Source organism: Actinomadura kijaniata NBRC 14229 (assembly GCF_001552175.1).
Lineage (GTDB): Bacteria > Actinomycetota > Actinomycetes > Streptosporangiales > Streptosporangiaceae > Spirillospora > Spirillospora kijaniata.
Genome location: NZ_BCQR01000048.1, coordinates 56,581 through 67,891, shown reverse-complemented (window position 1 = coordinate 67,891; position 11,311 = coordinate 56,581). Strand labels below are relative to the sequence as shown.

Annotated in this window: 6 protein-coding genes; all 6 read right to left on the bottom strand. The window is 72.7% G+C overall.

Going from position 1 to position 11,311, the window contains the following annotated elements; translation table 11 throughout:
* Nucleotides 1-1,667: type IV secretion system protein (locus tag AKI01S_RS17315; protein ID WP_067818247.1), on the bottom strand; the 1,667-nt coding region annotated here is incomplete at its 3' end.
* Nucleotides 1,664-4,162 carry an ATP-binding protein gene (locus tag AKI01S_RS17310; RefSeq protein ID WP_067818193.1) on the bottom strand — a complete coding sequence of 833 codons (2,499 nt, stop codon included), beginning with the start codon at nucleotides 4,160-4,162 and terminating at the stop codon, nucleotides 1,664-1,666. The genes AKI01S_RS17310 and AKI01S_RS17315, both read right to left, overlap by 4 nt.
* A gap of 180 nt (nucleotides 4,163-4,342) precedes the next feature.
* A complete protein-coding gene (locus tag AKI01S_RS54265; protein WP_067818190.1) occupies nucleotides 4,343-8,302 on the bottom strand; it encodes a TcpE family conjugal transfer membrane protein in 3,960 nt (1,319 codons plus the stop codon).
* Nucleotides 8,303-8,362: 60 nt separating this feature from the next.
* Nucleotides 8,363-8,647 (bottom strand): hypothetical protein, encoded by a 285-nt coding sequence (locus tag AKI01S_RS17300; protein ID WP_067818187.1) that lies wholly within the window; start codon nucleotides 8,645-8,647, stop codon nucleotides 8,363-8,365.
* Between the two features lie 71 nt (nucleotides 8,648-8,718).
* The gene (locus AKI01S_RS17295) at nucleotides 8,719-9,735 is read right to left on the bottom strand and encodes a conjugal transfer protein (protein WP_067818185.1); all 1,017 of its coding nucleotides are present in this window, start codon (nucleotides 9,733-9,735) and stop codon (nucleotides 8,719-8,721) included.
* Between the two features lie 480 nt (nucleotides 9,736-10,215).
* On the bottom strand, nucleotides 10,216-11,307 hold the full coding sequence (ychF, locus tag AKI01S_RS17290) for a redox-regulated ATPase YchF (RefSeq protein WP_067818181.1): 1,092 nt from the start codon (nucleotides 11,305-11,307) through the stop codon (nucleotides 10,216-10,218).
* Nucleotides 11,308-11,311: the final 4 nt, after the last annotated feature.

Here is an 11,311-nt window from a genome sequence, read left to right as displayed (position 1 = left end):
CCCGCCCCGGCCGCCGTGACGTCGGCGCGGCCGGTGGTGTCGGACTCGGCGGACGCGCCGCGGCGTCCGAGCCGCTGCGCCACGGCCGCGCCCGGCGTGAGCGCCGCCGCGCCGACCGTCGTGGTGCTCTTGCGGGCCTCGACGATCGACTTCTCCAGCTGCGCCTCGCTCTTGTCGCGCGCGCCGACCGCCGAGTACCCGACGGCCGAGAACAGGTGCTGGAACGGCTTGCGGTAGATGAACGCCGCGAACGTCACCAGCGCGATCAGCAGGATCTGCAGGCCCCACGGCAGCGTCTCGCCGAGGATCAGCCCGTACGCCCACAGCAGCAGCGACAGCACGCCGATCAGCGCGGCCTGTTTGAGCAGCATCGACAGCAGCAGCTCCAGCCACCGCACCGCGATGACGCGGCCGATGCCGGGGTGGATGCCGATGCCCAGGAAGATCGGCCCGGCCACCAGCAGCAGCAGGAACGCGATCTTCACGACGATCAGCGCGATCGCGATCACCATGATGAGCAGGCCCGCGACCAGCGCCGCGAACAGCCCGCCGAACGCCACCGCCAGCCGCGACGTCCAGTTCTTGCCCTGGAAAAGCGGGTAGACCCCGGCGTGGTTCTCCTTGATGTCGGCGGCGACCGCCTTGTAGGCGTCGGCCTTCTTGGCCAGGTCGACCTTCTGGCCGCCGTAGGTCTCGGGCAGGTCCACCGCCTGCGACCACAGCAGCTTGTCGGCGTTGTCGCGCACGACCTTGGCGTTGGGGTCGGTGGTGCCGAACTCGCCCATCAGCCACGGCTTGCAGACCAGCGCGACCCACAGGCCGTTGGCGTTGCGGGTGGTCGGGTCCACCTCCGGCGCGGTCGACGGGTCGGGTTTGCCGTCGGCGCGCGGGATGCACGTGCCGCCCTTGGCGTCGCTCTGCGGCAGCGCGGCGTTGAACGCGGCGCTGGTCGCGCTCGACACCTTCGTGCCGAGCGTGGTGAAGTCGGCGGGCCGGGCGATCAGCCAGATCAGCGCGACCATCGCCGCGACCATCCAGATCACGCCCTCGGTGACCTTGCTGGCGCGTTTGCGGACCAGGCCCCACCAGGCCAGCCACAGCGCGCCGAGGATCACCACCCACGACCAGTAGCGGGCGTTGAACGTCTTGCCGATGCCGGTGATGACGTCGTCGACGGTCGTCTTCAGCCAGCCCAGCAGCGACTCGGACGCCGCCGCCTGGTACACGCTGATCGTCGTGCGGTCGATGGCGCGCACCAGCGTGAACGTGGTGTTGGCCAGCGCGTTGCCCATCATCGCCATGGCGTCGGAGCAGCCCATGTCGACCGCGTACCACGACTGCCCGGCGGTGCCGTACCGGTCGTAGTAGGTGAGCTTGTCGGCCGGGGTGGCCTTGAGCTTGTCGTCGGGGTGGTCCGGCGGCTTGATCAGGCCGTCGGTGCCCGACCCGTACTGCTCGGGCGCGGGGTTGTCGGCGGGGCGGCACGGGTCGCCGCCGAACGGCCCGGCCCCCGCCATCGGGGACAGGCCCACGAACAGCAGCGCCGCGACGAGCGTGACCAGCGTCGCGCGCAGCCCTCGCCGACGGCCGCGCCGTCGCCGCAGGTTCAACCCCTCCCCCGGCGAACGCTGGACGTCCAGCCTGGGAGAACGACGGGGACCTTTCATCGACGGACCTCCTCGACCTCGGCCCCCGCGGTCAGTTCGGCCGACTCCGGACGGGACCGGGTCGGGTTGGTGTCCAGCCAACGCCGCAGCTCCTCCGAGATGAGATCCACGCCGATCCGGCCCGCCCGGCCGTCCAGGTCGCGGAAGATGCACTCTCCGTTGCCGAGGTTGCGCAGCACCGCCTTGTGCTCGTCGGACGCCTCGACGCCCAGCAGCGACAGCACGTTGCCGACCTCGACCCGCTCGGAGGAGCGGAAGGAGAACACCGACGACAGGCAGTTGGTCACCTGTTCGTTCAGGAGGTCCCCGGCGTTCTGCGACACCAGGATCAGCGCGGTGTTGCGGGAACGCCCCATCCGGGAGACCTCGGGGACCAGCTTCGCCCCCTCGGGCGTGGAGGTGATCGCCCACGCCTCGTCCAGGAAGATCGCCTTGGGCAGCCGCCGGTCCAGGCCGTGCATGAGCCGCCGCGCGAACTGCGACACCAGGTACATCAGCGCCACCGACAGGCGCTGCTCGTAGGAGTAGTCCTCCCGGCTGATCGACACGTCGGGGAGGGTGAGGCCGCCGAGGGTGAACACGGTGGTCCAGCCCGCCGAGTCGATGCGCTCGCCGCCGGAGGGGTCGAAGCACAGCCGCGCCAGGCGCATCTCCGACATCGACCGCAGCACCGCGCCGAGGTTCTTGGACGCCGGGTCCTCGGACGCCTCCAGGTGGTCGACGACCTTGCCCAGGGAGGGCTTGTCGGCGTTGGCGACCGCGCCGACCGCCTGGATCATCGCCGACTCGCGCTCCTCCGACATGCGCGGCAGCAGCAGCCGCAGCGTCTCGGTCGCCATCGTCTTCTTGGCGGCCAGGTCGTCGCCGAACGAGAACGGGTCCAGCAGGCCCGGCGCGGCCGAACCCAGCGGCAGGATGCGGGCCTTGCGGCCGCGCGCCCGCAGCAGCTCGACCAGCGACTCGGCGTCGCCCTTGGGGTCGATCGCCGCGATCGTCACGCCGCGCAGCGCCATCTGGTAGATCAGCAGCAGCGCGAGCGTCGTCTTGCCGCCGCCGGGCTCGCCGGTGATGGCGACGGCGGTGGGGCGGTTGCGGGCGGCGGCGACCAGCGGGTCGAAGTGGACGATGGAACGGGCGCGGCCCAGGGTCTCGCCGATGTAGGGGCCGACCCAGCCCTCGGCGTTCTCGTCGGGCCGGTCGCCGAGGTCGACGGTCGCGACGGGCATGCCGCCCGCGATCGTGCGGAGCGGCTGGCGCTGGGCGTAGGCGTTCAGCCTGATGCGGTCGCCGGGCAGCGACTCGCAGAACAGGGAGAACTGGTCGCCGGTGGAGTTCACCACGTCGATGCCGATGTCGCGGTAGTGCTCGACGACGGCGTCCACGCGCTGGGCCAGCAGCTCGGCGGTGGGAGCGGCGACGATCAGGCGGTGCCAGCCGTACACGAACGGGAGGCGTTCCTTGGTGATGCCGTGCTCCAGCATCCGCGCCGCGTCGATCTGCTCGGCCAGCGCCAGCGGCGCCTCCGCGCCCGCCTCGCGGATGTGCTGGTCCATGTCGCGGGCGTGGGCGAGCTTGCGGGAGACGTCCTTGGACGCCTTCGCGGGCGGGATCAGCTTCATCCGGGAGCTGATCTCGACGGGGAACGGCAGCGCGTCGGCGTAGTGGAACCACGGCTCCCCGTCGGGGAACGGCATCATGTCCGGGAACCGCGCGAACGACAGGTACGCCACGTACGACTGCGCGGTGGCGCCGCCGCCCGCGCCGGTGAAGTTGGGCTGCTCGACATGCAGGTAGGACCGGCCGTTGTGGATCGCTCCCTCGACCAGCGCCTCGATCTCGCCCTTGCCCCAGGTGCGGCGCGCCACCGCCGACGGCGGCGGGTCGGCCAGCGACGCGGTCACCGCGTGCTGGAACAGCCACGCCACCTCGGTCGAGGTGGCGTGCCGGGCGTACAGGGCCGATCCGCCCAGTGCCCGCCCGACGCGTTCGGCCTGCTCGGTCCAGCGGGCGATCTCCCGTTTGTCGATCGCGTCGTCGTCGATGCCGAGGGCCTGCTCGCTGCGCTTGTAGAAGCCGAGCAGCTGCGCGATCGCCCCGCCCGACAGCTGCGCGCCCATGCCGCGCGGGCCGAGCCGCACGCCGAGGTAGACCTCCTTGGTCCAGAAGTCCTTGGCCCAGACGTGCGCGTAGCTCTCCTCCAGGTACTCGCGCCAGCCGGGGCCGCCGTCGGAGGTCTTGTCGAGCGCCAGCGCCCAGTCGGCGGCGGGGTAGGTGCGGTGCGCGATCCGCAGGTGGATCTCGGCGTCCTGCATGCGGATGCCGGCGAGCGCGATGGTGATGTTGGTGGCGAGGGCCTCGCGCTCCTCGCCGGTGGTGAACTCGTACGACACGGTCGGCAGCCGGAAGTAGGCCCAGGCGGCGTTGTCGGTCAGCAGCACCCGGTCGTCGAAGTACCGCACCGCGAGGCGGCTGGACCTCGTCCTGCCCCTGCTCATCGGCCCGCCTCCGGTCGCGGGCCCCCCGCGTTCCCCGGTACGGCGCTCATCGCCCCGCCTCCACCCGGCGGCCGGCGGCCGCACGCGCCGTCGCTCGTCGCCCCGGCCGCGAGCTCCCTCTCCGCTCGCCGGGATCGCTCCGCTCGCGGGTCGGTCCAGCCGGCGCGCGTCCGCTGGCGATCATCGAGTGGCCTCCTGCTCCTGCTGAAGCTCCTGGTAACGCTCGGGCACGACGGTGAACCCGCCGGCGACCACACCGGCGAGGGCAAGATAGGCACGCCGCGTCGGCGCCCGCAACGACTTCAGCTCGTTGCGCGGCGCGCGGTCCATGCTGAGATGATCGTCCCACGGGATGCGCACCAGCGCGCGGCAACGGCCCCGTGCGACCGCCTCGGCTTGTTCAACATCATCCATGCTGCGGCGGCTGACACCGTTGATCACGGTCACCGCGCGCGACCGCAGGTCGGCGTACCCGTGCCCGTCGAGCCACTCGAACGTCATCGCCACCGCGCGGGGCGCGTCCCCGCTGGCCGGGGCGACGAGAACGAGGTGGTCGGCGTACGGCAGCACCCGCGCGACGATCGCCGCCGCCGTGTCCAGCAGCGTCACCGAGTAGAACCGGTCGAGCGTGCGGACGGCCAGGGCGTAGTCGCGGTCGTCGAGCGCCTGGAGCGGGTTCTTCCCGGCCGCGATGACGTCGAGCCCGGACTTGGCCTGCGAGGTGTAGCGGCGCATGGCCGTCAGGCTGTTGATCTGGTCGGCGCGGGTGATGAGCCCGGTGAGGGTCTCGTTGGTCTCGCTCCTGGTGCGCCGGGCCAGGGCGCCCGGCCCGGGGTTGACGTCCACGGCGACGACCGGCTCCCCGTTGTGCTGGGCGAACGTGTGCCCGAGCATCAGCGTGGTCACGGTCTGGCCCGCGCCGCCGGTGCATCCGAGCACCACGATGTGCCGGGTGCCGTGGAAGGGCTGCTGGAGCCGCATCTCGTACTCGGCGTCGGCCTCGCTGTGCCCGCCGACCGCGTGGATGAGCCGGCGCAGCCCGCCGCCGGTGACCTCGTGCTCGGGGTCGGGCGGCGTGATCGCGGGCTCGGACGGCGGCGGGGACGGGGGCGGCGGCAGCGGCCGGGGCCGCGGCGGCTGCTTCACCGGCTGCGCGGGCCCGGAGCGTCCCTCCCGCGGCGGGACCTCCGCCTGGTCGCCGGGCTCGGGCGGCTCCATGTGGGGGTGGTGGTGCTCCGGCTGGGTGGGCAGCCGGTGCCCGCCGCTGTCGCCCTCGGCGCGCGGCTCGGGAACGGGCGGCCACACCATGGCGTCGGTACGGGCGGGCTTGGGCGGCTTGGCCAGCCCCTCGGACCAGGGCTTGGGGGCCTTGGGCTGCTCCCCCTGCTGCTGGCCCTGCTGCCCGGCGTTCGGGTCGGCGCCGCGCTTGCGTCCGGCGGGGTGCCGCCCGATGGGCCGGCCGGTGGCGTTCTGCCCGGGAGGCGGCGGCGCGGCGGGCGGCAGTCCCCCCGCCGCGGGCTGCTCCGGCCGCGGGATCTCGGGCCGGGTGGGCTCGCCCCCGCCCTGCTTCCCGAAGGCCCCGGGGACCATGGGGATGTCGGGCCGGGTGGGCGCGGGCGGCCGGACGTCGCCGCCCTGCTGAGGCCTCTGCGGGATGTCGGGCCGCGTGGACGCGGGCGGCCGCGCCCCCTGCTCCGCACCGGGGGCCTGGGGAGCGTCCCGCCGGTTCTGCGCGGGCGGCCACCCGCCCCCGGAGACCCGCCGGTCCTCGGCCTGAGGCACCCGCCCCTGAGCGTCCCCCTCCTGCGCGGCAGCGGGCGGAGGCGCGGCAGGCTGCTCGGAGCGCTGCGGGATGTCGAACCGCGTGGCGTTCACGTCACTCCGCTGCGCGCCTTCCGAAGGACCACCCGTCCGAGCGCCCCCTTCCTGCGCGGCGGCAGGCTGCGCAGAGGGTCGCTGCGGGATGTCGAACCGCGTCGCGTTCACATCACTCCGCTGCGCACCCTCCTCCGGCAGACCGCCCGGCTGCGGCGCCTCGGGACGCGCGGCATCCGCCGAAGCCCCGGCCACCCACCGGTCCCCCACCGGCGGCGCGGCAGGCTGCTCGGAACGCTCCGGAACGTCGGAACTCGCGGCATCCGCCGGGACACCGACCACCCGCGAGTCACCAGCCTGCGACTCACCCCGCGCGGCGGGCTGCCGAGCAGATTGCGGAGCGTCGGGACGCGTGGCACTGGATCCACCCGGCTGCGGCGCACCAGGACTCGCGGCGTCGACCGGAACCCCGGCCACCTGCGAGTCACCGGGCTGCGACTCACCCTGCGCGACAGGCCGCTGCGTAGGCTGCGGAACCTCCGCACGCGCCACGTCCGCCGGGGCACTGGCCACGCGCTGGTCCTCCTGCGACGGCGCGCCAGGCTGCTCGGAACGCTGCGGAACCTCGGGACGCGTGACGTCCGCTCCCGTCGGCTGCGCGCTCTCCTCCGGCAGACCGACCGGCTGCGACTCACCCTGCGCGACGCGCTCCTGTGCGGCGGGCTGCGTGGTTTGCGGGATCTCGGAACGCGCGACATCCGTCGGAGCTCCGGCCACTCGCCAGTCCTCCTGCGACGGCGCGCCAGGCTGCTCGGAACGCTGCGGAACCTCGGGACGCGTAACGTTCGCTCCCGTCGGCTGCACACCCTCCTCCGGCAAACCGCCCGGCTGCGGCGAACCGGAACTCGCAGCGTCCGCCGACACGCCTGCCGCCTGCGGGCCGCCGGGCTGCGACTCACCCTGCGCGACGCGCTCCCGTGCGGCGGGCTGCCGTCCAGGCTGCGGGATCTCGGAACTCGCGGCGTCCGCCGAGACCCCGGCCACCTGCGGGCCGCCGGGCTGCGACTCACCTTGTGCGGCGCCCTCACGTGCGGCGGGCTGCGGGATCTCGGAACGCGCGGCATCCGCTGGGGCACCGGCCGCCCGCTGGTCCTCGTGCGACGGCGTGGCGGGCTGCTCGAAGTGTTGTGGGACGTCGGGGCTCGCGGTGTCCGCCGGGGTTTCGGGCGCCTGCGGGGCGCCTGGCTCGGCGCTCTCGGGCGCGGCGGGCTGTGGGTTGCGGTGGCCCGCCACCTTCACGTCGCCGGGTTCGCCGTTGAACTCCGGCGCCGGGACGTCGGGCGCGGTGTCGGACGGCTGCTGCGGGATGTCCGGGCGGGTGGCCGGGGCCGGGGTGGTCGCCGGTGCTTCGGCGGCGGGCTCCTGTCCGGGCGGGGCGACGGCCTTCCAGAAGTCCACCGAGCCTCCGGGGCGGCGCACGCCCGATGCGAACGCCCGCTTGCCCGTGCCCGTGGAACCGCCCTGCGCGGGCTGCTCGAACTGCGGCGTCGCGGGCGGGTGCTGGAGGTCGGCCTCCGGCCGCGCGGCGGGAACCGCCGGATCGGGGGTGGGGCCGTACGGGCCCTCCGCGGTGAAGGAGCCGGTCGTCTCGGGCTCGGCGCGGCGTGCGCCGCGCCGCCACGGCATGCCGCGCCGCTTGTCCTCGTGCTCCGGTGTCGCCTCGGCGTACGCGGTCTGGGGTGGGGGGGCGGCGGGCTCGGGGGCGACGTGGACGTTCGTGCTCGTGCCCTCGAACGCCACGTGTTCGGCCGCGTACTCCGTCAGCGGGAGGGGGGCCGACGCCGTCGCCGGGGACGGGGCGAGGCGGCCCGCTCCCTGCGGGACGGGGGTCTCCTCCACCAACGCGGCGGCCTTCTTGCGGCGGGCCTTCTTCTCCGCCTTGGGAACGGCCACCGGCTCGGCACGGCGCCAGACCCGGGCCACCACCACGACCTCGCGGGGCTCCCGGATCGGGGTCAGGCGGCACCAGGTGCGCGGCTCGGCGAGGTAGCGGTACTGGGAGAGCAGCAGCTCGGTCAGGCGTTTGCCCTCGATGACCGGGCGGGTGGCCAGCCAGGTCAGGATGCCCGGCGGAACGATGTACAGCACGTGCCACGGGGTGGCGAACGGGATGCCCACCACCCTCAGCAGCACGATCCACGGCACGAACACACCCGCGAACACGCCGATCTGCACGAGCGGCAAGGGCATCGGGAGTCGCAGGTCGTACAGCTTGTACAGCCGCTTCTCGATGCGCCAGATGTTCGTGTACGTGGGTAGATCCACGCCCCTACTCCCCTAACCGTGCGAGCACAGTGTCGCCTCGGGAACCGCCGCGTCCGCCGGTCAGCTCAGTTCCACTCCGAGCGCCTTGGCGATCGCCTTGGCCGTGGTCTCGATGATGTTGGGCACGTAGAACACCACCCCGATACCGACCGCCAGCAGGATGAACTGCACGAAGCGGGTGATCTCGCGGGTGAAGAGAAAGAAGATCGCCACAATGGAGACGATCACCAGGAACAGCGGCCCGAAGATGCCGCGCAGCCAGTCGGCCAGCTGGTCGGTCTTCAGGTCGTCGTTCGGCGCCGCCAGAACCTCGTGGGGAATCGACGCCATGATGTGGTGCAGCATCGACGGTTACCTTCCTGGGTCGCGGGGTGGTGCGGGGGGTGCGCCCCGGTGTGCTGTCACGTCGCGACCTCTCATGTTGCGTTGGGCTCGGTGGTGCCGCGGATGTCCTTCACGTACCAGGTGCCGCCCTTCCTGACCATGTCCAGCCGGTAGTCCTGCTCCAGGGTGCCACCGGCGGAGCCGCCCGGGATCTGCCAGGCGACGGTGACGGTGACGGTCCGCTGGTCCGCCGCGCCCCGGGGGGCGACGACCTGCTGGACCGACGTGGGGGTGTAGGTCACCGCTCCGCCGAGACCCTGGATCGCGGGTCCGGCGGAGAACCGGGCGAGCGTCTCCTGGTTGCCCTGGGCGTAGGCCTCGAAGAACGAGCCGAGCGCCGTCTTGAGCTCGTTCTCCAGGGCCTCGTCGCGTTCGCGGACACCCGGCTGCGGGAGGGTCGCGCGGGCGGGCTGGGGAAGCAGGGCGGGCTTGCCGGAGACGACGAGCGCGCCCTTGTCGGCGTACACCGGGACGGCGAGGCGGAACCACTTGTCGCCGCCGTGCGCGAGGACGGTGACGGTCGCGTTGTGCGCGTCGTGGACCTGGACGCCCGCCATCTGGACGGACTGGACCGAGAGCTGCCCGGCGCCGTTCCAGCCGAACCGTCCGTCGGTGCCCTCGGGCAGGAACTGCCGCAGCTGGTTCTCGCGGGCTCCGGCGTTCCGCTGGTCGTAGTTGAGGTAGACGTGCGCGAACCGCGTCGCGAACGCTCCGGCCTCGCCGGTGGGGAAGCCCGCCGCGGCGGTGGCGGCGGTGCCGCCGGAGGACGGCCCGGAGTCGGCGGTGAAGCGTTCGAACGGGGCGCGGATGCCGTTGACGAGGATGACCAGCAGCACCGACCAGAGGATGGCGCGGCCGATCCACACCCACATGCGGCCCCCGGCGCCGCCCCAGCGGCCGCCACCCCGGCCCCGGCGACGTCCCTGCTCGGGCTCGTCCCACCGGCGGCCCTGGTCGGGCGCGTCCCACGGGTCGAGGGCGCGGTCGCCCGCCGCCTCCTCGACCACGGCGGTGTCACGGCCGTGCTCCACGGCCGACCTGCGAGCCATCCTGCCTCCGCTCGCGCCTCCGCCCCCGGTCGGCGCGGTGATGTCCGGTGTGCTGTCTGCTGCCTACCTGTGGTCCTTCCGAACCCATCTCGGGCCCAGCGTAACCACGAGCGTCAATTGTTCCAGCGCATCGCGCCCAAGCACAGTCCCGGCACGCGGTTGTGGATAATGCAATCCACCTCGGTGGGAACAGGGAAGATTGCCAAACGGTGACGATCCAGTACCCGAGCCGCCGAAGGGTGCGCGCGGGGTGTCCCACCACAAGCGCGGCGGAGTGGACGGTGTTTGGTCACCGTCTCACGGGGTGGCACGGAATTTCTTGCCCAAGAACCCGACACTCTGCCCCATTCGTTACATTCTGCTACATACACCGCAACATACGGGCGTTTCCGCGCCGCTCGCGCACCCGCGCACGAGGGCGCGCGCCATCGCCGGCGAGCCGTACGACCACCCGGCCCGCCGGTCCTTCGCCGCCGGGGGTCAGACGTTGAAGCGGAACTCGACCACGTCGCCGTCCTGCATGACGTAGTCCTTGCCCTCCATGCGGACCTTGCCCTGGTTGCGGGCCTCGGCGAGGGAGCCCGTCGCGATCAGGTCGTCGTAGGAGACGATCTCGGCCTTGATGAAGCCGCGCTGGAAGTCGGTGTGGATGACCCCGGCGGCCTCGGGGGCGGTCGCGCCCTTGCGGATCGTCCAGGCGCGGGTCTCCTTCGGCCCGGCGGTCAGGTACGTCTGCAGGCCGAGGGTGTCGAAGCCGATGCGGACCAGCTGCGACAGGCCCGACTCCTCCTGGCCCATGCCCTGCAGCAGCTCCAGGGCCTCGTCGTCGGGCAGCTCGATCAGCTCGGCCTCGATCTTGGCGTCCAGGAAGATCGCCTCGGCGGGGGCGACCAGCTCGCGCAGCCGGCCCTTGAGGCCCTCGTCGGTCAGCTCGTCCTCGTCGAGGTTGAACACGTACAGGAACGGCTTGGCCGTCAGCAGGTGCAGCTCGCGCAGCAGCGCCAGGTCGATCCCGGCCTTGGCGGCCCCGGCGAACAGCGTGACACCCTCGTCGAGGATCTTCTGCGCGTTCTGCACGGCGTCCAGGACGGCGAGCTGGTCCTTGTCCTTCTTGGTGCGCGCCTCCTTCTCCAGGCGCGGCAGGGCCTTCTCGATGGTCTGCAGGTCGGCCAGGATCAGCTCGGTGTTGATCGTCTCGATGTCGCGGGACGGGGCGACGTCGCCGTCGACATGGGTGACGTCGGGGTCCTCGAACGCGCGGATGACCTGGCAGATCGCGTTGGTCTCGCGGATGTTGGCCAGGAACTTGTTGCCCAGGCCCTGCCCCTCGGAGGCGCCCTTGACGATGCCCGCGATGTCCACGAACTCCATCGTCGCCGGGATGATCTTGGCCGAGCCGTAGATCTTCGCCAGGCCCTCCAGGCGTGGATCGGGCACCCCGACCACGCCGACGTTGGGCTCGATGGTCGCGAACGGGTAGTTGGCGGCCAGCGCGTCGTTCTTGGTCAGCGCGTTGAACAGGGTGGACTTGCCGACGTTGGGCAGCCCGACGATTCCGATGGAGAGGCTCACGGCC